The 24,686-nt window shown below is 70.2% G+C and carries 8 protein-coding genes; all 8 read right to left on the bottom strand.

Annotation, left to right across the window (positions count from 1 at the left end; all coding sequences use genetic code 11):
* Window positions 1-56: 56 nt before the first annotated feature.
* Genes G6N53_RS19000 through G6N53_RS18965 form a run of 8 tightly spaced genes read right to left on the bottom strand, consistent with a single transcriptional unit; the run spans window position 57 to window position 24,650 of the window.
* A complete protein-coding gene (locus G6N53_RS19000) occupies window positions 57-911 on the bottom strand; it encodes an ABC transporter permease (protein WP_163890938.1) in 855 nt (284 codons plus the stop codon).
* Entirely contained in the window at window positions 908-1,729 is an 822-nt protein-coding gene (locus G6N53_RS18995) for an ABC transporter permease (RefSeq protein WP_163890937.1), read from the bottom strand. Before G6N53_RS18995 ends, G6N53_RS19000 begins: the two co-directional genes overlap by 4 nt.
* Window positions 1,726-2,730: an efflux ABC transporter ATPase subunit, DrrA-related gene (locus G6N53_RS18990; RefSeq protein ID WP_163890936.1), complete on the bottom strand. Its 1,005-nt coding sequence runs from the start codon at window positions 2,728-2,730 to the stop codon at window positions 1,726-1,728. Before G6N53_RS18990 ends, G6N53_RS18995 begins: the two co-directional genes overlap by 4 nt.
* 23 nt (window positions 2,731-2,753) lie before the next feature.
* Window positions 2,754-7,214, bottom strand: coding sequence for a type I polyketide synthase (locus G6N53_RS18985; protein WP_371870895.1), 4,461 nt, complete (start codon window positions 7,212-7,214; stop codon window positions 2,754-2,756).
* Window positions 7,208-12,631 carry a type I polyketide synthase gene (locus G6N53_RS18980; protein ID WP_163890935.1) on the bottom strand — a complete coding sequence of 1,808 codons (5,424 nt, stop codon included), beginning with the start codon at window positions 12,629-12,631 and terminating at the stop codon, window positions 7,208-7,210. The genes G6N53_RS18985 and G6N53_RS18980 overlap by 7 nt, the downstream gene beginning before the upstream one ends.
* Complete coding sequence (locus tag G6N53_RS18975; protein WP_163890934.1) at window positions 12,631-18,111, bottom strand: type I polyketide synthase; 5,481 nt, start codon at window positions 18,109-18,111, stop codon at window positions 12,631-12,633. The genes G6N53_RS18980 and G6N53_RS18975 overlap by 1 nt, the downstream gene beginning before the upstream one ends.
* 6 nt (window positions 18,112-18,117) lie before the next feature.
* On the bottom strand, window positions 18,118-22,908 hold the full coding sequence (locus G6N53_RS18970) for a type I polyketide synthase (protein ID WP_163890933.1): 4,791 nt from the start codon (window positions 22,906-22,908) through the stop codon (window positions 18,118-18,120).
* Window positions 22,905-24,650 (bottom strand): AMP-binding protein, encoded by a 1,746-nt coding sequence (locus G6N53_RS18965; protein WP_205390413.1) that lies wholly within the window; start codon window positions 24,648-24,650, stop codon window positions 22,905-22,907. Before G6N53_RS18965 ends, G6N53_RS18970 begins: the two co-directional genes overlap by 4 nt.
* Window positions 24,651-24,686 lie beyond the last annotated feature (36 nt).

The following is a 24,686-nucleotide window of genomic DNA, read 5'->3' as shown; positions in this document are numbered from 1 at the left end:
TTTGTCGGAGCTCCCTGAGAGGTCGGAAACGGTCTGTCGGTCACCGTAGATGGCGGTCAGCCACGCTTGCTGGCCTTGCGGTACCCGATCGCCAACGGCACCAGGCACACGGCGAAGATGCCCGCCGACCACACCATCGTCCACATCACCGGCTCGGCGATCGGCCCCTCGAGGGCCAGGCCGCGCATCGCCTCGACGGTGTAGCTGACGGGCTGGTGTTCGACGATCGGCTGCAGCCAGTCCGGGTACTGGTCGAGCGGCACGAACCCGATCGAGAAGAACATCAGCATGGCGATGATGATCTCGGTGGCCTGCGGCACGATCGTGTTCGACGAGTACAACGCCAGCGTGAGCACCGCCGCAGACAGTGCGACCCCGAAGACCGCGGGCATGAACACCCAGGCGATGGCCGCCGGGATCCCCTGTTCGAAGCGAAATCCCAGTGCCACCCCGACACCCAGGACGACCAGGGTGATCACCACCATGCGGACCACGTCGGCGGTGAGCCGGGCGAGCAGGCCCGCCCCGCGGTGCACCGGCACCACCCAGAACCGCGACAGCAGACCCACTTCACGCTCACGCATGATGTTGACCGCCCCGATGATGGCGCCGGTCATCCCGCCGACCAGCGCCACCAGCGGTACCTGGCCGTAGAGGCCGCTGTTGCCGGTGACCGCCTCGATGCCGTCGCCGAGCACGATGTCCAGCGCCACCAGGAAGCCCGCGGGCATGACCAGCGACTGGACCAGCGTCGCGGGGTCACGGCTCCAGCGACGCAGGATCCGCGCGGTCAGCACCCACGTCTGCGGGATCAACCGCCTGGGTGAGTTCTCCCACACCCGCTGCATCCGGTGCCGGCCACCGGGCCTGTGAGGCGCCTGCGCCGCAGACGGCTGAGCAGCGACCGTCATGAGCGGCGTCTCCGGGACACCACGGTGTGCAAAGACACCGCCACCACGATGCAGGCCACCGCCCACGCCAGCCCGGGGGCCAGCACCGACCAGCTCACCTCGGGCGCGGCGTCGGTGCTGTCACCGGCGAACGCCTGCAAGCCGTAGACCCACTGGGACAGCGGCTGGTTGCGGACGAATCCCTGGATCCACTCGGGGAAGTTCTCCACCGGCTGCAGGCCGACCGAGGCCAACCCCAGCGTCAGCTGCGGGACCAGCATCAGCGGTGCGGTCGCCTCAGGATTCTCGGTGGCGATACCGATCAAATCGCCGATGAACGCCAGCGCCGCACCGATGAGCAACGCGAAACCGACGAACCCGGCCGCGTACAGCACGCCCTCGTGGAACCTGAACCCGATGACGTAGCCGCAGAGCACCGACACCGTCAGCGCGATACAACAGCGGTACATGCTCGCGGTCATCCGGGAGGCCAGCGGGGTCAGCGAGGCGATCGGCATGGCCCGGAACCGCCGGTTGATGCCCTGCACCGAGTCGGTCGCCGATCGGAATGCCGCCGACACCGCGGCGAACCAGATCGCCTGCAACACGATCAGCGGGGTCAGGTACTGGGCGTAGTTGCTCAACGGCTGCACCGCGCCCATCAGCTGCTTGAGCGGCAGGTAGTAGCCGATGGTGAAGACGATCGAACCGATGACCTGGGTGGCCAGCTCCCCGTTGCGCAGCGTCGGGGTGATCATGCGGGCAGTGAGCACCCACCACTGCTGGACGGTGGACACCGCGGGCCGGGCGGCGTGCGGAACCGTGGACTGGTCGATCACGCGTATGCGTCCGCTGCCTCGAGGTCATCTGTGCGGTCCTGCCGGGCCCGGCTGGTGTTGCCGGTGAGCGCGAGGAAGACCTCGTCGAGCGAGGGCCGGCGCAACGCGATGTCCATCAGCTCGATGTCGGCGTCCTCGAGCCGGTGCAGTGCCTCCATCAGCGACTTCGGTCCGTCGGGCGCCGGCATCGAGATCCGGTCGGAGGTCTCCGACAGCGTCGCCCGGATCGTGTCGGGCAGCATCGGGCCCAGCACCGAGATCATCGCGGGCAGGTCCTGCGCATCGCGCGGCACGATCTCACAGTAGGTGCCGCCGGTGTGCTCCTTGAGCTGGTCGGCGGTGCCCTCGGCGATGACGGTGCCCTTGTCGATGACGATGATGCGATCGCTGAGCAGGTCGGCTTCCTCGAGGTACTGCGTGGTCAGCAGCGTGGCGATACCGGCGTCCTTGAAGTCGGTGACCAGCTCCCAGATGGCCTGCCTGCTGCGCGGATCCAGCCCGGTGGTCGGCTCGTCGAGGAACACCACCTCGGGCCGGACCACCAGCCCGCAGGCGATGTCGATTCGGCGCTTCATGCCGCCCGAGTAGTTGCCCACCGGGCGATCCGCGGCGTCCACCAGGTCGAACTGCTCGAGCAGTTCCTGCGAACGCTCCTTGGCGAGCTTCTTCTTCAGACCCTGCAGACGCCCGAACATCAGCAGGTTCTCGCGGCCGGTCAGCAGGTCGTCGAGGGCGACGTGCTGGCCGGTCAGCATCAGCGAGCGCCGCACGCCGGCGGGATCGCTGACGACGTCGTGCCCGGCGATCAGGGCGCGCCCGCTGTCCGGGGTGATCAGCGTCGACAGGATGTTGACCGTCGTCGTCTTCCCCGCGCCGTTGGGGCCGAGCAGGCCCAGCACCTCGCCGCGTTCCACCTCGAAACTGACGTCGCGCAGCGCAGCGACCTCACCGAAGGACTTCTTGATCCCGGCGACGATCACCGCCTTGTCAGAGCTGACCATGCGCCCCTCCTACCAGGTTGTGATCACGACAGGTCGACCAGAGCCAGCTCGCCGTCTGCCGAATCGACGTCCTCCTCGGCGAGCGCGTCCCGGACGAGGTCCAGCAGCGCCGTCGAGTACTGACGGGCAAAGGATTCCACATCGGTGGGGCCGAGTCGGCGACTGTCGTACCACCAGTCCAGATGCAGCACCCCCGCGACGCGGAACACGCGCAGCTCCAAGGCATGGCCGAGGCCGGGCAGCACGTCGCGGATCGGCATCGCCGTGTCCGAGTCGAAGCGCACCGGTGCGTCCTCGGGCTGGTCGGCCGGCGCGTCGGGGATCGTCCCGATGTGCGAGAACAGGATGTCGGCGGGGCGGTCGGCGCCGAGCACGCGGGCGGTCGGGGCGTACATGTACCGCAGCAGGCCGTATCCGATGCCGTAGTGCGGCACCGCCTTCAACGTGTCCCGGACGTCCTCGAGCAGCTGCTTGGCGCTGGTCTGCTGGGTCGATGCGCAGGTCAGTGCCACCGGGTGGATGGTGGTGAACCAGCCCGCGGTGCGCTGCAGGTCGACGTCCGGCTTGAGCACCGACCGTCCCCGGCCGCCCATGTCGACTGCGACGGTGCCCTCGCCGATCGCGGCCGCGAAGGTGCGCCCCAGGGCGCCGAGCAGGATCTCCTCGATCGGCAGCCGAAGCCGGCGGCGTGCATCGTCGACCTCGCCGGTGTCGGCAGTCGACAGCGGCGAGGACAACCGGACCAGGTCGTCGGTTCCCGGTGCCTCGGCGGCCTCGGGCCCGGCGACGCGCAACGACGGTTTCGCGGCGGCCTCGAGCCAGTAGTCGCGGCTGTCCAGCACGGCCGGATGGCTGGCCAGCGCGGCACACCGCTGTGACCATTCCCGCCACGACGTGGCCACCGGAGCCAGCACGATCTCCTCACCGGACATCCGCTGGTTGAACGCGGTGAAGATGTCGGTGATCAGCACGTCCCGCGACACGTCGTCGCCGGCGATGCCGTGCACGCCCAACGTCAGGTACGACGGCCCGCCGCCGGTACCGCGGATGAACGTCGCGGTCAGCGGTGAGCTCAACAGCTGGTGCTCGCCGAGCTGTTCCTCCAGGATCGCCTGCACCGCCTCGCGCTCCTGCGGACTGCCCGACTCGACACCGTCGGGCAGCTGCCGGGTTGCCAACTCGGCGAACTCGCCCGGCTCTGCGATGTGCTGGTCCCAGGTGCCGGCACGCTCCACGAGGTGCACCCGCAGCGCGTCGTGCACCGAGGTGAGGGCGGTGAGCACCGCCTTCACGTCCTCCTCTCCGACATCGGAGCGCAGGTGCAGGATCACCGGGGTCCGCCAGCGGCCCACGTCGCGCAGCCCGTGCTCGAGGAAGTAGGCCACGTTGGGCGGAACCGGCGGATGGACGGCGTCGTCGAGGCTCTGGCGTGCCAGCCCGCCCTCGGCGTAGCGCGCCGTCAGTACCTTGGCCAGCGAGGCCACCGTCTGGTTCTCGTAGAGATCCTGCGGGGTGAGGTCGAGCCCTTCGTGGCCGGCGGTCATCGCCACGCTGATCGCGATCAGCGAATCTCCTCCCAGCTCGAAGAAGTTGGCGTTGCGGTCGATGTCGGAGAGCCCGAGGCACTGCGACCAGATGCGCAGCATCGCGGTCTCCACCTGCGACTTTCCGCTGGCCGTGGCGGGTGCAGTCCCGGCCGCGATACCTGCGTCGGTGACGCCGGTGGCGCCGGCGCCACCGGCCAGCCATGCCGCACCGGCGTTGTGCTCCACCCAGTGGCGCTGCTTCTGGAAGGGGTAGCCCGGCAGCGTCACCAACGTCGGATTGTCGTCGGATCCTTGGGCGGTGTTCAGATCGACGTCGACGCCCGCCGCCCACAGCTGGCCGAGTGCCAGCAGGAAGGTGTCGTGGTCGCTGCGGTTCTGCGCCTGGTGACGCATCAGCCGTACCGCGCGGTGCCGTGACGACCACCGCGGATGACGCCCCGCCGAGGACGTCAGCGTGCCACCGGGACCGACCTCCACCAGCACCCGATCCGGGTCGGTCAGCAGCATGTCCAGTTCGTCGGCGAACCGCACCGTGGCCCGGATCTGGCGTGCCCAGGTGCTCGGGTTCGTCGCCTCGGCGGCCGACATGGTGGTGCCGGTGATGTTCGACAGCAACGGGATCTGCGGTTCGCGCAACGTCATCCGGGACAGGAATGCGGTGAACTCACCGACCACCGGATCCATCAGCCGCGAGTGGAACGCATGTGACGTGCGGACCCGGCGGGCGACGATGCCCTTCTCGGCGAGGGCGGCCTGGAACGTCCGGATGGCCTCCTCGCTGCCGGCGATGACACTGCTGCCGGGGTCGTTGATGGTGGCCAGATCGACGTCGGCGGTGAGGTGCTCGGCGATCGCCTCCGGGCTCAGCGCGACGGCGACCATGACACCGCGAGGCGCGGCGTGCATCAGGCGGGCCCGCATCGACACCACCTTGACCGCAGTGTCCAGGTCGAACACGCCTGCCAGCGTGGCCGCCGGGTACTCGCCGATGCTGTGGCCGGCCATGATCGACGGTTGCACGCCGTAGGACTGGATCAGCTTGGCCAGCGCGTACTCGACGGTGAACAACGCCGGTTGGGCACGGTCGGTGTGCTCGAGGTTGCGTCCGACGCCGTCGAAGATCTCCGCGCGCAGGTCGTAGCCCATCTCGTCGCTGAATGCGGTGGCGCACTCGTCGAAGTGCCGGGCGAAGACCGGTTCGCTGTCGTGCAGACCGCGGGCCATCCCGATGTGCTGGGAACCCTGGCCGGGAAACAGGAACGCGACCCTGTCGCCGGAACCCTCGGAACTGTCCCAGTCGGGCTCCCCTGCTCCGATGAACACGTTGTCGGTCTCGGCGGCGCCGAGCACCGCCGTCGCGTCCTGCTGATCGTGCACAACGGCGGCGAGCCTGATCGGCTCCTTGCGTCGCCGGGTGAGCGTGTAGGCGGCGTCGGGGAGACGGAATCCGTCGGCCTCCGAGGTGGCCGCGAGTTCGTCGGCCAGCGCGGCACGCGCCTGGGTCAGCGACTCCTGGGTCTTCGCGGACAGCACCAGCACCTGGGGGCGCGGGGGCGAGGCAACCGGGGCCCGGTCGGACGCCGTGGGCGCTTCCTCGAGAACGATGTGCGCATTGGTGCCACCGACACCGAACGAGCTGACTCCGGCACGCCGAATCCCCTCGGCCTCCCACGGCCCGTCCGCACCGCGCACCCGGAAGGGTCCGCGGTCGACGTGCAATTCGGGGTTCGGGCTGGTGTAGTGCAGGGTCGCCGGGATCGCCCGGTGCTCCAGGCACAGGATCGCCTTGATCAGGCCGGCGATACCGGCTGCGGTCTCGAGGTGGCCGATGTTGGACTTGACCGAACCGAGATAACAAGGCCCGCTGCGGGTTTCGTCGGAAAGGTCGAATGCCTGGCGCAGCCCCTCGATCTCGATCGGGTCGCCGAGCGGGGTGCCGGTGCCGTGGGTCTCGACGTAGCTGATCGACGACGCGTCGACCCCGGCCACCGCGTGTGCCTCGGCGATGACCTCGGCCTGGCCCATCGCGTTGGGCGCGGCATAGGTCATCTTGGTGGATCCGTCGTTGTTCAGCGCCGAACCACGGATCACCGCATGGATCCGGTCACCGTCGTCGAGCGCGTCCGCCAACGCCTTGAGAACGACGACGCCGACACCGCTGCCGAAGATGGTGCCGTCGGAGCGGACGTCGAACGGGCGGCAGTGCCCCGTCGGCGACACCATCGTTCCCTGTTCGTACCAGTAGCCGACCCGGTGCGGGATCCGCAGCGACGAGCCGCCGGCGAGCGCGATGTCGCACTCGCCGTTGAGGATCGACTGGCACGCCAGGTGGACGGCCACCAGCGACGACGAGCAGGCCGTGGCCACCGACAGTGCGGGTCCCCGGAAGTTGAACTGGTGGGCCACCCGGGTCGCCAGGTGGTCCTTGTCGTTGGACAGCGACAGGTTCACCATCTCGAAGCTGGCGCCCTGCCCGATCACCATCATCGGGTCGTAGTTCGACATCAGGTTGTGCAGCAGATAACCACTGGTGGAACTGGTTCCGAACACACCGACGGTGGCCTCGAGATCGGCCGGGTCGTACCCGGAGTCCTCGAGGGCGTGGTAGATCGACTGCAGGAAAAGCCGGTGCTGTGGGTCGAGGGTGCGGGCGGCATACGGCGTGAAGCCGAAGAACTCCGCGTCGAACTCCTCGATGCCGGACAGCAGCGCCGCACGGCGCACATAGGACCGGTTGGCCAACGAACGCTCGGTGACACCCGCGGCGAGCAGTTCGTCCTCGGAGAGGTCGACGATCGACTCCACCCCGTTGCGCAGGTTGCGCCAGAACGCCGACACCGAGTCCGCGCCCGGGAACCGTCCGGCCATGCCGATGACGGCAATCGAGTTGTCGGGGACGTCCCCGGCCGGCGAACTCCCTGTACTGCTCGTCACGATCGTGGTCCCACTTTCCGCCGCGATGCGGCTCGTTGACGTGCTGCCGCACGCTGCTGTGCCCGGTCACGCAGAGCGTTGGGGCGTTCGGAGCTGTCTTCCTCGGCAAGCCCGAGCTGGCGGATCAGGTCGAGCGCCACATCGGTCAGGGAGGCACCCTGCAGCAGCAGGGCGACCGGCGGCTCCACACCGAAGTCCCCGCGGATGGTGTTGCGCATCCGCACGGCCATCAGCGAGTCCAGCCCCATCTCCGTCAGCGGGCGGCCGGTGTCGACGGCGCTGTCGTCCGAATAGCCCATCACCGCGGAGATGCGGCGGCGCAGCCGGGCCAGCACGACCCGGTTGATCTCCGCGGCGTCCATCTCCTTGAGCGCCTCGGCCCCGCCCCAGTCCTCGTCGTCGTCATCGTTGCCGAGCGCGGCCGCCAAGTCGGCGAAGAAACCGATCTGGTGGATCTCGGGGAACGCCGCCGCGGCCCGGTCCAACCGCAGCCGGGCGACACCGACGCGGGAGAAGCCCGCGGCCAGTACCCCTCCGAGTGCGTCCACACCCTCGGCCGGGGTGATCGGATCCAGGACCGAGAAGCGCAGCGAACTGGCCAGGCCGACCTCGGCCCACTGACCCCAATTGATCGCGATACCGGGAAGGCCTGCTGCCCTGCGCCATTCGACCAGCGCGTCGAGCCATGCGTTGGCGCACGCGTACGCCGCCTGGCCGGGTGAACCGAGCAGCGACGCGACCGAGGAGAACCCCACCCACCAGTCGAGGTCGGCGCCGACGGTGACTTCGTGCAGCCGCAGCGCGCCTGCGACCTTCGGCACCCAGATCCGGTCCAGGCTCTCGCGGGTCAGGCCGATGACGAGCTCATCGTCGAGCACCGCCGCGGAGTGGATCAGCCCCCGCAGCGCCATCCCGGTGTCCTCGGCGGCGGCGACCAGCCGCTCGGCGACACCCGGTTGCGCGACATCACCGAGAACAGTGACGATCTGGGTGCGCTCCGCGAGCCGATCGAGTTCGGCCTGCACCTCCTCGGAGGGGGCGCCCCGGCCGTTGAGGACGACGCGGCCCGCGCCGTGGTCGACCAACCACCGCACCACCGCCATGCCGACCCCGCCGAGCGCGCCGGTGACGATGTAGGAGCCGTCTCCGCGGACCACGACGTCCCCGCCGGCGGCGGGGAGTGTGGCCCGGGAGAGTCGCTCCACGTACCGGGTGCCGCCGCGCCAGGCGATGACGTCTTCGGTGTGTGCGGCGCTGCCGTCGCTGTCGATCTCCGACGTCAACATCGCGGCCACATCAGCGTCGCTGCCGACGTCGAGCAGCGTCGCCCGCAGATCCGGGTGCTCGTAGGCCAGCACCCGCACCAGACCCTTGAGGCTGCCGATGCCCGGATTGCCGGGTCCCGCAGTGGCTTCCGGGCTCTGTCCGACGACCAGGCCGCCCCGGCCGACCAGCCAGAGCCGCGGTGGCCTGCCGTGCCAGCTGCCGACGATCGCGCGCACCGTGCCCGCGATGCCCCAGATCAGGTCGCGCGCATGCGCCAAGCCGCCAGCGGCGTCGTCTCCGTCGAACTCGGGCTGGTCGACCATCACGATCACGCCGGCCGGTGGCAGGTCCGGATCCGCCGTCGCCGCGGCGAACGCCTCCCGCACCGCGGATTCGTCCCCGAGGTCGGCGGTCATCACCCGATGGGTCGGGCCACCGAATCGCGTCGCGAAGTCCTGTGCGGTCGCCAGCGCCGAAGCGCCGTCCGCCAGCACCAGCCAGCTGCCGGTCTTCGCACCACCCGGGGCCACGGGCGACTCGACCCATCTGGTGTCGAAGATCTTCTGCGACAACGGCAACGGCACGGTGCGCCGCTGGATGCGTTTGAGGTGCACACCGTCGACGAGGGCCAGTACGGCACCGGTGTCGTCGGTGAGGGTCACCCGACCCGTCGCGTCGCCGCTGTCCTGGGCGACACCGACCAGTTCGGCACGGCACTTTGCCCGCCGGCCGAGCTCGCCGAAGACCCGGATGGACCCGAACCCGACAGGCAGGAACGTGACATCGGTGGCGTCGGAAAGAACCTCGTCACCCATCGCGGCGGCCAGCCCCTGCAGCGCGGCGTCCAGCAGGACCGGGTGCAACACGATGCCCCGGTGCGGTGTCGCCTCGTCGGGCAACACGATCTCGGTGTCCGCGGTTCCGGTGCCGCGCACGATGCGGGTCAGCGCGGCGAACGCGTGGGCGTGATGGGCACCGGTGCGGCGCAGGGCGGTGTAGAAGTCCGACGGCGAGACCGGCGTGCCCTCCCCCGTCGTGGCCGTCAGCCTGGCGGGTGCGGCCGGTTCTGCTGCCGCCCGGACCTTGCCGACCGCGTGCCGGGTCCAGGTGCCCGCCTCGGACCGAGAGTGGATCTCGACGCGCTGGGCGCCGTCCTCGTCGGCGACGATTTGCGTGGTCAGCCTGGTGTGCTCGTCGAGCGGCAGCATCTGCTCGACCTCGATCTCGACCTCGACGCCGGTGGCGGGCAGGCCCAATGCCTCGCAGCCGGCAGCCAACGCGATCTCGACGAAGCCGGCGCCAGGCATGACGGGCAGGCTGTGCACGATGTGGTCGGCCAGCCAGGGATGGGCGTCCAGGCCCACATCCGACTGCCAGACGTGGCCGTTGCCGGCCGGCAGCTCCACGTGCAACCCGAGCAACGGGTGCGCGCCGGAGAACTCCCGCCCGGCCGAGCGGTCCACCATCCAGTAGGGCTCGTGCTGCCACACCGTCGGCGGCACGTCGGCCACCCGGCCCTCGGTCCCTTCCGGAACCGCTGTCGTCGGGGGCCGCACCGCGGCCAGCTGCGAATGGAACGCCAGCACCTCGGGGTGGTCGCGGTTGACGGTCGCACCGACGTGGAACGCCCGGTTCGTCGGCTGGGCGCTCAAGGTGTCGCTGATGGCGTGCGTCAGCAACGGGTGCGGGCTGATCTCGATGAAATTGCTGTTGTCGGCGGCTGCGTCGTGCACCGCCTGGCTGAACCGCACCGGGTTGCGCAGGTTGGCCGCCCAGTAGTCGGCGCTGTACAGCGGCGCCGAACCGGCGTACGCCACTGTGGACACCAGCGGGATCTTCGGTGCCGCCGGGGCCAGGTAGGACAGGGCGTCGCGCAGCTCGGGCAGCACCGGGTCGATCGTCGGGTGGTGCGAGGCCACGTCCACCTCGATGCGGCGGGCCAGCTTGCCCTGCGCATCCACCATCGCCACGAGCTCGTCGACCTGCTCGGGCGGGCCCGCGATCACCGACTGCTTCGGCGAGGCGTACACCGCCACCGTGACGTCAGGGCGGTCGGCGATGAGGCGCTCGGCGGCCGTCGCGTCCAGCTCCAGCAGTGCCATCGCGCCCTGACCCGACAGGCGCTTCATCAGCCGGGTGCGGGTGGCGATCACGTCGAGGCCCTCGGCGGGGGTCAGCGCACCGGCCACGACCGCGGCGGTCACCTCACCCATCGAGTGCCCGATCACCGCGTCGGGTTCCACGCCGTAGGACCGCCACAGCGCGGTCAGCGCCAGCTGCATCCCGACCAGCACCGGCTGGATCCGGTCGATCCCGACGACCGGCTCGCCGGCCTCGAGCACCTGGCGCAGCGAGAAACCGACCTTGTCGACGAAGGTGGGTTCCAGCTCGTCGACGGCCGCGGCGAACGCAGGCTCGGCGCCCAGCAGCGACTTGCCCATACCGGCCCACTGCGCGCCCTGCCCGGAATACAGGAACACCGTCCCCGACCCGGTTTTGGCGTCATGAGGCGCGACCACACCGGGGGCCGGCTGACCCGCGGCCAGCGCCCGCAGCCCCGTGACCGCGTCGGCGTGGTCACGGGCGCACACCGTGGCGATGGTCGGGTAGCGGCTGCGGTGATGGTTGACGGTGTAGGCGACGTCGGCCAGCGACACCTCGGCGCCGTCGCGTTCCAGGTAGTCCGCCAGCGCCTTGGCCGACGCCGCCAGCCGGGTCGGCGTCTTGCCGGACACCACGAGCGTCGTCACCGACGGGGCTGACGCGGCCGCGGCAGGCACCACGTCAGGGCCCTGCTCCAGCACGATGTGGGCGTTGGTGCCCCCCATGCCGAACGAGGAGACCGCCGCGCGCCGCGGGTTCTCACCGGCCGGCCACGCGGCGGGTTCGGTCGGCACGAACAGCCGTGTCCCCGACGGATCGATGGACGGGTTCCACTTCTCGAAGTGCAGGTTCGGCGGGATCTTCGCATGCTGCAGCGTCAGCACGGTCTTGATGAAACCGGCGACGCCGGCAGCCGCCTCGAGGTGGCCCATGTTGGTCTTCACCGCGCCGAGCGCACACGGCACGTCGCCCTTGCCGTACACCGCGGCCAGCGCGTCGAACTCGATGGGATCGCCCAGACCGGTTCCGGTGCCGTGGGTTTCGACGTAGTTCACCGTCGCGGCGGGGACGTCCGCCGAGCGCAGTGCCCGGCTGATGACCTCGCGCTGCGACGGCGCGTTGGGTGCGGTGAGGCCGTTGGAGCGGCCGTCCTGGTTGACGGCCGAGCCGCGGACCACGGCCAGCACCCGGTCGCCGTCGCGGACGGCGTCGGTCAGGCGCTTGAGCACCACCACGCCGGCACCCTCGCCGCGGACGAAACCGTCGGCGCGGGAATCGAATGCATGGCAGGCGCCGCGCGGCGACAACATGCCCCACTTGGCGAGCGCCAGCTGGGTCTCGGGGCGCAGGCTCAGGCTGACACCTCCGGCGAGCGCCAGATCGCTCTCGCGCATCCGCAGGCTCTGACAGGCCAGGTGGATCGAGATCAGCGACGACGAGCACGCGGTGTCGACAGCGACCGCCGGGCCCTTGAGCCCCAGCAGGTAGGAGATCCGGCCGACGGTCACGCTGTGCGCGTTGCCGGTGGCCGAGTAGGCGTCGATGGTGTCGGGGTTGCCGGCCGACGAGCTCTGGTATTCGTTGTAGTAGACACCCATCATCACCGCGGCGCGTAGCTCACGGACCCGGTTGGCCGCGATGCCGGCGTTGTCCAGCGCCTCCCAGGCCACTTCGAGCAGCACCCGCTGCTGCGGGTCCATCGCGGCGGCCTCCCGCGGCGTGATGCCGAAGAACTCGGCGTCGAAACCGGTGATGTCGTCGAGATAGGCGCCCCATTTGGTGGGCATCCGGCCCGGAGCCATCGGGTCCGGGTCGTAGTACGCGTCGCCATCCCAGCGGTCGGCGGGCACCTCGATGACAGCGTTGGTGCCGCTCTCCAGCAGCTCCCAGTAGCTGTCGGGGCCGGTCACCCCACCTGGCAGGCGGCAACCGATGCCGACCACCGCGATCGGTTCGGCCCCCGCGACGCGGGACGCCTTCTCGAACTGCTCCGCCAGCTTGTCGCGCTGCTCGGCGGTCATGCCCGAGATCCTGTCGAAGGTTGTCTTCATCAGATAGCGCCCTCACTACCGGCCGTGGCCGAATCGACTTCGGATTCAATACTGTCGAACAACTCGTCGAGAACACTGAACGAGTCCGAGCTGTCCTCGGGACCCTCGGGTTCGGCGGGTTCGTGGGTGGCCTGCTGCATCGGCGCCAGCAGTTCGGCGACGAAGTCCGACATCTGCGAGATCGACGGGTGGTTCCACAACATCGTCGCGGACAGGTCGATGCGCACGAGCGCCTTCGCGTCGCGCAGCAGGTTCATCGCCATCATCGAGTCCAGCCCCAGCTCCGGGAACGGCATGTCGACGTCGACCGCGTCCTCCGGCATGCCGAGCTCGCGGGCCAGGATCGCGCGCAGCCGCACCCGCAGCTCGTCCACCGTCTCCTTGCGGCCCATCGCCGACCAGTCGACGACTTCGGTTGTTGCCGAGGCAATTTCGTCGGCAGCCGGGTCGGACTTGGATGAGATCGACTCCACCGCGGTGTAGGCGAGCCCGCGGATGTCCACGCTCGTCGAACCGTCGGCGGCCTTGACGAGAACATCCACGACGAGCCCGTCGGTGTCCGCGTCGCGCCGGTACACCTCGATGACGCCGTGTCCGGCCGTCAGCCCGGCGGCCACGCCGATGCTCTCGACAGCTGCGGGCAGCAGCAGCTGATCGTTGGCGGCGTCGGCGAGGCGGGCGACGTGCACGGCGGCGTCGATCAGCGCCGCCGAAACCGACACCGCCGAATCAGTCGGCTCGGGCAGCGCCACGTCGGCGCGCACCCCTGCGGCGGTGGTCGCGCATTCGGCGACCGTCCACGCGAACGGCTGACCCTCCACGCCCCACGCCTGCTGCAGGGCGGCGATCGACGCCCCGTCGAACTTCTCGGCCCCGGCGCTCTGATCGCCGTGCGGGGTGTCCCCCGGCGCCGGGCTCAATTCGGCGCCGGCATGCCTGGTCCAACGCTGCTCCGGGGTGTCGGGACCCGAACTCGACCACACCGACAGCGAGGTCGCGTCGGCCACCACGTGGACGGCCTTGGGCCGGTCGGCCACGATCGGGTACTCGAACCGGATGTCCCCGACGACGGTCGAACCGTCACACTGTGCCGCGGCTGCCGAAAGGGTTTGCAGCAGCACTGAAACCGGCACCACCTCGACACCGCGTACCCGGTGCGCCACCGGGTACGGACGCGATTCGGGCAGCAGCCGGGCACGCCACAGGTGATCGTGCGCCGTGCCGGTGACCGGGTCACCGAGCACCGTGCCCCACGCCGGCGCAGGCAGCGAATCGAGGTCGCCGGCGTCGGCTGTGTCGTTGCTGGGGTCGGCCACCAGATGGTCGAGCACCTTGACCGCGGCACGCATCCGGTAGGCGTCGGCCAGCCGGGGCCAGTCGGCGCCGGCCACCACCAGGTTCACCCCGGCGTCGGGGCTGAGCACGGCGGGCAGCATCCGGATCGCGACGTCGTTGGGCATCGGTTCCAGGCCTGCCGCCTTCATCTGCGGCTGCGCGTCCGACCACGACTTCCACAGACCCCAGTCGACGACGGTGGCCGCCAGGCCCAGCGCCCGGCGCGCGTAGCCGAACGCGTCGGCGAAGGCGTTGGCCGCGGTGTAGTGCGCGACCGCCCGCGAGCCGAGCAGGCCGGTGATGGACGAGAACAGCACGAACCGCCGGACCGGCGTCTTCAGCGTCAGCTTGTGCAGCACCGACGCGGCGTCGATCTTGGACCGGAACATCGGGTTCACGTCGTCGTCGGTCATCTCGGTGAGCAGTGCCTCACCGCCGGCCAGGGACGCGAGGTAAACCCCGTCCAGCGGCGGCAGGTCGGCGCCGAAACGGTCGAACACCGCGGTCATCGCGGCCTCGTCGGCGGCGTCCGCGGCGACCTCGACCAACGTCGTCCCACCTGTGGCCAGCTCGGCGGCCAGCTCGGAGAGCCCGGTGCCGCGCCGGGACACCGCGACCACCGTCGAGGCGCCCATCTCGGCGAGTTGGCGGATCAGGTACGGCCCGACATTGCCGGTCGCCCCGACCACCAGGTGGCTGGTGCCGCTCTCCAGCCTGGTCAGTTCGGCAGCGGGCAGCGGATGCGGCTGCAAGCGCGGCACCCGCCGCTCCCCGCTGCGGTAGACGACCTGGTCGTCACCGTCGGGTTGGTCGGCCTCGGCAGCCGCCTCGGCTTTCAGGTACTGCGCTAGCAGTTCCGGCGGAACGGTGTCGTCGACGTCGACGAGGCCGCCCCAGAACTCGGGGTGCTCGAGCGCCAGGGTGCGACCCTGGCCCCACAGCACCGCGTGCGCCGGGTTCGCCCGGTCGCCCTCGGCGACCGGCTGGGCGTTGCGGGTGACCACGAACAGCCTGGGTGCGGATTCGACAGCGGCGAGCGCGACGACCAGTCGCCGCAATTCATCGAACACGCCGTAGGCCGCGGCGGCGTCGAGACGTCCCGACGGCGCGCCGGGTGCATACACCACGTGGTCCACGCCGCCCAGAGCGCTGCGCAGGGGGCCGTCGTCGGTCAGAGCGGACAGCGGCAGCGCCTGTGACGTGGGCCCCAGCAGCTCCGCGAGGCCGCTGCCGGATTCGTCGGACAGCACCAGCCAGGAGCCAGCAGATCCGGCGGAAGCCAGTTCGCGCACCGGCCAGCTCAGCCGGTGGAACCATTTGTGGAAGCCCCCGTCCGGAGGCGCCGAGGACACTGCGGCGCCGTTGTGCTGCAACGGCACCGGCTTCTTCGCGGTCTGGATCCAGTGGTGGGTGTGATGCCACGGCGTGGCCGGCAGCTGCACCCGCGGGCCGGCACGGTGCGGCGCCTTCGGCGGGCGCACCGTATGGGTGGCGTTGAGGTTGGTGTGGAACACCACGGTGTCGTTCGCGTCGCGCTGCAGCGTGGCAAGGCTCAGATGCTTGGCGGGACCCGGATCCTCGCCTCCGGCGAGGCCGGCCAGCGTGTCCTTGATCGCGTAGCCGAGCAGCGGGTGCGGACTGACCTCCACGAAGGTCGCGTTGTCGGCGCCCGCGGTGGCCACCGCGCGCGCGAACCGCACCGGGTTGCGCAGGTTGGCCACCCAGTGCGCGGCGTCGAAAACGCATGTCCCGTCGGTGGGCCGCTCGTCGGTGGTGACGATGATCGGGATGGTCGGGGTGGTCGGCGTCAGGTCCGCCAGCTCGGTGCGGAGGTCGTCGAGGATCGGGTCGATGATCGGGTGGTGCGACGCCACGTCGACGTCGACCCGACGCGCCAGCCGCTCCTGGGCGTCGACGACCGCGATGGCGGCGTCGACCTGGTCGGGTGGTCCGGCGATCACCGTCTGGTGCGGCGAGGCGTACACGGCCACGGTCAATCCGGGGTGGTCGGCGATCAGTTCCTCGGCGGCTGCGGCGTCGAGTTCGAGCAGCGCCATCGCGCCCTGACCGGACAGCCGCTTCATCAGCCGCGACCGGGTGGCGATCACCTTGAGGCCGTCGGCCGGGCTCAGTGCCCCGCCGACCACCGCGGCGGTCACCTCACCCATGGAATGTCCGATCACGGCGTCGGGCTTCACGCCGTGGGAGCGCCACAGCGCGGTCAGCGCGAGCTGCACCCCGACCAGCACCGGCTGGATGCGGTCGATGCCGACCACGGTTTCGCCTGAGGTCAGCACATCGCGCAGCGAGAAGCCGACCTGCGCGACGAAGTCGGGTTCCAGTTCGTCCACGGCCGCGGCGAACGCCGGCTCGTCGGCGAGCAACCGCTTACCCATGCCTGCCCACTGCGAGCCCTGCCCCGAGTACAGGAACACGGTGCCCGACCCGAGGGACGGATCGTTGGGGCCGACGACGCCGGGGGCGGGATAGCCGCCGGCCAGGGCGCGCAGCCCGGCGATCGCCTGCTCGCGGTCACTCGCTGCGACGGTGGCGAACCTGGCGTGCTGGGCCCGGCGATGGTTCAGGGTCTCCGCGACGTCGGCAAGGCTTGCCACCTCGCCGTCGGGGGTCTGCAGCCAATCGGCGAGGCGGCCGGCCTGCGAAGCGATCCGGGCCGGGGTCTTGCCGCTGACGATCAGCGTGCTGACCGGCGGTTCCGGTTGCGCGGCAACCACTTCGGTCTCAGGTGCCTGTTCGAGCAGGATGTGGGCGTTGGTGCCGCTGACGCCGAAGGACGACACCGCTGCGCGGCGCGGGCGGGTCAGGGCAGGCCAGTCCATCGGCTCCGCGGCGATCCGGAACTTCCGGGCGGCCTCGCCTGCCTGCGGGGTCAGCTGCTTGAAGTGCAGCTGCTTCGGGATGAAGCCGTGGTGCACGCTCAGCACGGTCTTGATGAAGCCGGTGACACCGGCCGCCGACTCCAGGTGACCCAGGTTGGTCTTCACCGAACCCAGCACCAGCGGCGCGGAGTCCTGGCGGTCGCCGTAGACGGCGCTGAGCGCGTCCAGCTCGATCGGATCGCCCAGCGCCGTGCCGGTGCCGTGCGCCTCGATGTAGTCGATGTCCGAGGGCGCCAGCCGCGACGTCTCCAGCGCCTTGCGCATCAGCTCCTGCTGGGCCGGGCCGTTGGGAACGGTCTGGCCGCTGCTGGCGCCGTCCTGGTTCACGGCGGAACCGCGGACCACCGCGAGCACCCGGTCGCCGTCACGCAGCGCGTCGGTCAGTCGTTTCAGCACCACCACGCCGCAGCCCTCGCTGCGGACGTAGCCATCGGCATCGGCGTCGAAGGTCTTGCACAGGCCGTCGGGGGCCAACATCCCCCACCGCGAGCACGCGATGTTGTTCTCCGGGCTCAAGATCAGGTTGACGCCTGCGGCGAGCGCGTGGTCACTCTCCCGGCGGCGCAGGCTCTGGCACGCCAGGTGGATCGACACCAGCGACGACGAGCACGCGGTGTCGCTGACCACCGCTGGCCCGCGGATCCCCAGGAAGTACGACAGCCGGCCGGCCGCGAAGTTCGGCGCGTTGCCGAACGGGATGTAGGGGTCGATGTCCTCGGGTGCCAGCTTGCCGACCACCGAGTGGTAGTAGTCGTTGGTGGTCATCCCGACGAACACGCCGGCCGCCGACCCGCGCAGGGTCCGCGGGTTGATGCCCGCGTTCTCCAGCGCCTCCCATGCCACCTCCAGCAGGAGCCGCTGCTGGGGATCCATCGCGGCGGCCTCGCGCGGTGCGATCGAGAAGAACTCGGCGTCGAACTCGTCGGGCTGCCACGAGGTCAGGAAACCGCCCTCGCGGTTGCAGATGGTGCCGGGCACCGAATAGTCCGGCGAGTAGAACTCGTCGGCGTCCCATCGGTCGGCCGGCACTCTGATGACACCGCTGACGCCACCTTCGAGCAACTTCCAGAACTCGTCGGCATTGCCGACACCACCGGGCAGGCGGCAACCGATCCCGACCACGGCGATCGGCTCGGTCTCCGTCTTCTCCGCGATCTCCAGCCGCGCGTTGAGGTCGTCGATCTTGCGCAGCGCCTCGGTGATGATCGCGCGGCGATCCGGCGATGCTGGCGATGTCTGGGTCATGTCGCTCTAACTCAATCTTTCGGACAGTCTGGCGAGGAGTTCGTCTTCGGCCAGGTCGTCGTATGCGTCTTCCGTGACGTTGTAGACGGTTGCGACCCCGTTGTCGGTACCGGCGGTCTCGATTATCTCAGGAAGAATGGCGGCCAGATAACCGGTGAGGGCTTCGACGGTCGGATAGTCGAACACCACCGAGGCCGGCAGGACCTCACCAAGACTTTCGCTCAGCGAACGTTGCAACGTTACGCTCATCAGCGAATCCATGCCGAACTGGAAGAACCCGACCGTCGGATCCAGGGTGTGTGCGGAGGTCCGGCCCATCGCGGCGGCGACCTGGGCGGTGACGTGGTCGGCGAGCAGGTCGACGCGCTGGTCGGGCTCGCACTCCCGCAGTTGCTGCCGGAACTTCGTGTCCGACGACAGCGCGACGGTCCCGTCGACCGTCTCGTCGTTGAGCAGGTCGTCGAGGATGTGCAGCTCGGCGCGGGTGCGGTAGGCGGTCGCCAACCTCGGCCAGTCGGCGGCGACGACCGTGGCCCGGGCAGGCGCCTGGGGGCCGACGAAGGACCGCAACGCGGTGATCGCCACCGCGTCGTCCATCGGTTCCAGACCCGACTCCGCCGTCGCCTGACGCTCGAACCCGGTCTGGACGTCGGCCAGGGACTTCCACAGCCCCCAGTTGACGGCGCAGGCGGGGAGCCCGGCGGCGCGCCGCGCGTAGGCGAACGTGTCCAGGTAGGTGGTGGTCGCGGCGTAGTGCGCCAGCCAGCGGGAGCCGAGCACCCCGGAGATCGACGAGAACAGCACGAACTGCTGCACCGGGTGGCCCAGGGAGAGCTTGTGCAGCGCCGCCACCGCGTCCATCTTCGGCCGGAACATCGCGACCACGTCGTCGTGCGTCATCTCGGCCAGGGTCACCGGGCCGCCGCTCATCGCAGCGAGGTAGATCCCCGCCAGCGGCGGCAGGTCAGCGCCGAACCGGTCGAACAGCGCGCTCAGCGACGTCTCGTCGGCGGCGTCGGCGGCTGCGGCGACCACCGTGGTGCCGCGGGGCGCCAACCGGGCGGTGATCTCGTCGAGGCGGTTGCCCGGGTTCCGGGAGACCGCGACGACGGTCCGCGCGCCCATCGCCGCGAGCTGCTCGATGATCTGCGGGCCGAGGTTGCCGGTCGCGCCGATGACGAGATGTGCCCCGTCGGGGTCCAGTGCTTCGGCCTCTGGCGTGGCGGCCGGCGGCAGCGCGTGGACCAGCCGCGCCACCCGGCGGGTGCCCGCCCGGAACACGATCTGGTCCTCACCGTCACCGGCGTGGGCTTCGGCGGCCACCCACCGGGCCGCCACCACCGCGGGTACCGATTCGTCGACGTCGACGACCGCGCCCCAGATCTCGGGGTGCTCCAGGGCCAGCGTGCGCCCCAGGCCCCACAGCACTGCGTGCGCAGGGTTCGCGCGGTCCCCCTCCGCGAGTGGCTGCGCGTTGCGGGTCAGAAGGAACAGCTTCGGCCCCCGCCCGCTCGCGGCGGCCGCCGAGGCGACGGCTCGGCCCCTCTCGAAGATTTCGTAACCCAGCTCGTCGCCGTCGCTCACCGGGGGCGCGTACAGCACGTGGCCGGCGTTCGTGACGGCCTCGGCGAGGGCAGCGGGTGCCGCGTCGGCGGGCGCCGAGGTGACCGATGAGCGCTCTCCCAGCAGCGTGGCCAGCTGGTCGGCCACCGCATCGTCGCCGATCACCAGCCAGCTGCTGCCGGCAGCGCCCAGATCCGGGTCCGGGGTTGCGGCAAGGGGTTTGACCGGCCACGTGAGTTCGCAGAACCACTCGGGCGGGACGGTGCTGTCCGCGGGCAGGGCGCCGGTGGCCCCGCCGCCGACCCGGCGCCGTGGCCGCACGTCGACCCAGTGCCGGGTGCGCTGCCATGGGGTGGTGGGCAGCACGGTGTGCGGTTCGGCGCCGAGCGGGGTCTGTGGTGGCCGGGAGGTGTGGGTGGCGTTGAGGTTGGCATGGAACGCGACGGTGTCGTCGGTGTCGCGCGCCAGCGTGGCGAGCATCAGGTGACCCGGCTCCCCCGCGAGCGTGTCGTGGATCGGCTGCCCCAGCACGGCGTGCGGGCTGACCTCGATGAACGTGCCGTGGTCTGCGGCCGCGGCGGTAATGGCCCGGCTGAACTCGACCGGCCTGCGCACGTTGTCCACCCAGTAGTCGGCATCCAGAACCGGCGACGACGCGGGATCGGTGACCGTGGACAGGAACGGCAGCGTGGGGATGCTCGGCTCCACCTCCGCCAGCGCGGAGCGGAGGTCGGGAAGCACCGGGTCCATCAGCGCGGTGTGCGACGCGACCACCATGTTGACCCGGCGGGCGAAGGTGTTCTGTGCGGTGACCGCGGCGATGACGGCGTCGACCTGGTCGGGCAGGCCCGCGACCACGGTCTGTCGCGGCGACAGATGACCCGCGATCTCGACGCTCGGGTGGTCGGCGATCGCGGCGGCGGCGGCGTCGGCATCGAGGGTGAGCAGCGCCACGGCGCCCTGCCCGGCGAGGCGGGACATGATCGCGGACCGCTGCGCGATCACCTTGAGGCCGTCGGCGAGGGTGAGCGCTCCGGCGACGACGGCCGCGGTCACCTCGCCCATGGAATGGCCGATCACCGCGTCGGGATGCACACCGTAGGAACGCCACAGCTCGGTCAGCGCCAGCTGCAGACCCATCAGCACCGGTTGCACCTGGGCGTCGCCGCTGACCGGTTCCCCGCCGGCGATGATGTCGCGCAGCGAGAAGCCGACCTGCTCGACGAACACCGGTTCGATGTCGGCCAGCGCCTGGGCGAACACCGGCTCGTCGGTGAGCAGCCGCCGCGCCATGCCGGCCCACTGCGATCCCTGCCCGGAGTAGACGAACACGGTGCCCGGCTTGGGACTGCCCGATGCTGCGCCGACCACGCCGGGGGCCGACTGTCCGGCCGCCAGGGCCCGAAGCCCGGCGACCGCCTGCGCGGTGTCGCGGGCGACGACGGTGGCGAACGCGGCGTGCTGCGAGCGGTGATGGTTGAGGGTGTGCGCCACCTCGCTCAGCGAGGCCTCGGCGCCGGGGCCGGCCATCCAGTCGGCCACCATCGCCGCCTGCGCCGCGATGCGTTCGGGTGTCTTTCCTGACACCACGAGGGTCGTTACCGCGGGTGCATCGGCAGCGGGCGACGGCACCGTCACCGGCGCCTGCTCGATCACCACGTGGGCATTGGTACCGCCGAACCCGAAGGAGGAGATGCCCGCCCGCCGCGGCCTGCCGGCCGGCGCCCAATCGGTGTGCTCGTCGACAACCTTCAGTCGCAGCTTGTCGAACGGGATGTGCGGGTTCGGGTTCCGGTAGTCCAGGTTCGCCGGGATCTTGTTGTGCTGCAAGGACAGCACGGCCTTGGCGAAGCCGGCGATGCCCGCCGCGGCCTCCAGGTGACCGAGGTTGGACTTGACGGCGCCGATCAGCAGCGGGGCGTCGGGTGCCCGACCCTTACCGAGCACCGTGCCGAGCGCGCGCGCTTCGATCGGATCGCCCAGCAGGGTGCCGGTGCCGTGCGCCTCGACGTAGTCGACCTCGCGAGGATCCACCCCCGCCGTCGAGTACGCGGTACGCAGCACCGCCATCTGAGCGGACGGGTTCGGCGCCATCAGACCGTTGGAGCGCCCATCCTGGTTGACCGCCGACCCGCGGATCACCGCCAGTACCCGGTCCCCGTCGCGCTGGGCATCGGAGAGGCGCTTGAGCACCGCGACCCCGCAGCCCTCGCCGCGGACGAAACCGTCTGCGGCGGCGTCGAAGGCGTGGCACTTGCCTGACCGGGACATCGCCTCGGCCTGGTCGAGGCTGCGCGTGCCCGCCGGCGACAGCAGCAGGTTCACACCGGCGGCCAGGGCGAGGTCGGAATCGCCGGTGCGCAGGCTCTGCGTTGCGAGGTGGATGGCCACCAGCGACGACGAGCACGCCGTGTCGATGGTCACCGACGGGCCACGCAGATCGAAGAAGTACGACACCCGGTTGGCGATGATGCTGATCGCGCCACCGGTGCCGTACCAGGCGTCCACCCCGCTCAGATCCGTCGACCCCAGCTGCGCGTAATCGCCGGCACTGGCTCCGGCGAACACACCGGTGCGGCTCTCGGCGAGCGCATCCGCCGGGATACCCGCATGTTCCAGTGCTTCGTGGGTGACCTCCAGCAGCAGCCGCTGCTGCGGGTCCATCCGGGTGGCCTCCCGCGGGATGATCTCGAAGAACTCCGCGTCGAATGCGTCGATGTCACGCAGGAACGAACCCCATTTGGTGGTACCGGCCAGCGCCGCAGCGCCCTCGGGTGTGCCGTCGTCGAACCACGACCAGCGCTCCTCGGGCACCTCGCGAACCGAGGACCGCCCCTCGGTGAGGAAGTCCCAGTACGCGTCCGGGCCTTCGACGTTGCCGTCGAGGTCGGCTCCGCCGGGCAGCCGCAGACCGAGGCCGATGACGGCGATCGGTTCGTCCATCGAGGCGGGACGCTCGTGGTCGGAGGCGTTCACGACGGGCTCGACCTCGCCGCCCGTCAGGAACTTGGCCAGCGCGTCGACGGTCGGGTACTGCCAGAAATCCACCGGGGACACGGTGCGCCCCAGGAACTCCGACAACACGCCGGTGAGGACCACCGCGTCCCGCGACCCCACCCCGAGGTCGTGCATCGACGCCCCGCGATCGATGTGCTCCGGACTGCAGCCGTTGTTCGTGACGAGGTAGTCGACCAACCAACGACGAACAGCAGCCTCGTCGAAAGCAGAGGTCATGTAGTGACGTCCAGACGACTGAAACCGTCGTTGCGGTACAGCTCGACAGATGCCGCGCGGCGAACCTTGCCGCTGGTCGTCAACGGAAGCGAGCCGGGCCCGACCAACGCGAGGTCGGCGAGCCGCACACTGTGGGTCATCGAGATGGCCGAGGTGACCTGCTGCTTGACCGATTCCAGCACTTCTGTCCATTCGCGGCCCGCCGCGGTCGGCTCGATCTGCTTCTTCAGCTCCGCGATCACCACCAGCTTCTCGGTGGCGTCGTCGGGAACAGAGATCGCCGCCACACGACCGCCGGTGAACTCGGCGACGGTGGCCTCGATGTCATCGGGATAGTGGTTGCGGCCGTCGACGATCAGCAGATCCTTGATCCGACCGACGATGAACAGCTCGTCGTCGAACATCACCCCGAGGTCTCCGGTGCGCAGCCACGGACCCTTCGGACTGCCGTCGGCGAGCTGCGCGGCGAATAGCTCGCTCAGCTTCGGGTTGTGCCAGTAGCCACCGGCCACATGGTCACCGTGCAGCCAGACCTCGCCGATCTTGCCGGCGGGATTCTCCACACAGGTCTCGGGGTCGACGACCCGCGCCGTGGTCGAGCGCGGCGCACCGCAGCCGATCAGCTCGGTGCCTTCGAGATCGTCGCACCGCTCCGCATGGCCCGCCGACAGCTTCTCGACGTCGAACCGCACCGACGTGGGCGGCCGCCCGCCGTGCGACGCGGCGACGTACACGGTGGCCTCTGCCAGACCGTACGACGGCCGCATCGCCCAGTCGGGCAGCCCGAACGCCGCGAAGCGCTCGTTGAACCGGCGCACCGTGGATCCGTGGACGCGCTCGGCCCCGTTGATCATCACGACAACGCCGCTGAGGTCCTTGTCGGCCATGTCCTCGTCGCGGGTCCGCTTGACCGCCAGCTCGAAGGCGAAGTTGGGGGCCGCGGTGAAAGCGCTGGTGTTCGAACCCAGCTGCTGCATCCAGCGCGACGGCTTCTGCATGAACGCGACGGGGCTCATCAGCACCGCGGGCCTGCCCAGCAGCATCGGGATGAACACGCCGACGATCAGACCCATGTCGTGGTAGAAGGGCAGCCACGACACGATCGTGGTGTCCGCGGGGGCACCGTCGGCGTAGTTCTCGTAGTAGTCACCGAGCAGTTCCTCGACGTTGACGACGACGTTGCGGTGGCTGACCACCACGCCGGCGGGGCTACGGGTCGACCCCGACGTGTACTGCAGGTAGGCCGTCTTGGGCAGCGACGCCTGCGGTGCGGGCTTGGGCGGGGAGTCGAAGTCGAGCGAATCGACCTCGAGGAACTTTGGCGGCCGCTGCGCCGGGTCGGCCTGGCCGTATCGGCGGACGTCGTCGACGACCGCCGAGGTGGTCAGCACCACCACCGGCTCCGAGTCCTTCATCGCGCCGGTGACGCGCTCATCGTGATGGCGTGTCTGGGGCATCGACAGCGGGACCGCGACGAAGCCGGCCTGGATGGCGCCCAGGAACCCGACGATGTACTCGAGGCTCTGAGGCGCCAGGATCACCGCACGGTCTCCAGGGGAACCGACCTTCGCCAGCTTCTCCGCGACGATCTGGGCGCGTTCGTGCACCTGTGACCAGGTCAGGCTCTCCGACACCCCGGCCGGGTCGGCCTCGTAGTCGACGAATGTGTACGCGATGTCGTCGGGCTGCTGCCGGGCGCGGTCGGCGAGCACCGCAGGGATCGAGGCATCAGAGGGCGGCATCAGTGAATCCTTTCGAATCGACTCCCGACATGTCCA

Origin of the sequence: Mycolicibacterium hippocampi, assembly GCF_010723735.1 — a bacterium.
Taxonomy (GTDB): Bacteria; Actinomycetota; Actinomycetes; order Mycobacteriales; family Mycobacteriaceae; genus Mycobacterium; species Mycobacterium hippocampi.
Note: the sequence above shows the minus strand (reverse complement) of the source record. Positions and strands in the feature narration are given on the sequence as shown.

What these genes read in the sequence shown, in the direction of transcription:
- G6N53_RS19000 (WP_163890938.1), bottom strand. Translation starts at nt 911, where the DNA reads ATGACGGTCGCTGCTCAGCCGTCTGCGGCGCAGGCGCCTCACAGGCCC.
- G6N53_RS18990 (WP_163890936.1), bottom strand. Translation starts at nt 2,730, where the DNA reads ATGGTCAGCTCTGACAAGGCGGTGATCGTCGCCGGGATCAAGAAGTCC.
- G6N53_RS18980 (WP_163890935.1), bottom strand. Translation starts at nt 12,631, where the DNA reads ATGAAGACAACCTTCGACAGGATCTCGGGCATGACCGCCGAGCAGCGC.
- G6N53_RS18975 (WP_163890934.1), bottom strand. Translation starts at nt 18,111, where the DNA reads ATGACCCAGACATCGCCAGCATCGCCGGATCGCCGCGCGATCATCACC.
- G6N53_RS18970 (WP_163890933.1), bottom strand. Translation starts at nt 22,908, where the DNA reads ATGACCTCTGCTTTCGACGAGGCTGCTGTTCGTCGTTGGTTGGTCGAC.
- G6N53_RS18965 (WP_205390413.1), bottom strand. Translation starts at nt 24,650, where the DNA reads ATGCCGCCCTCTGATGCCTCGATCCCTGCGGTGCTCGCCGACCGCGCC.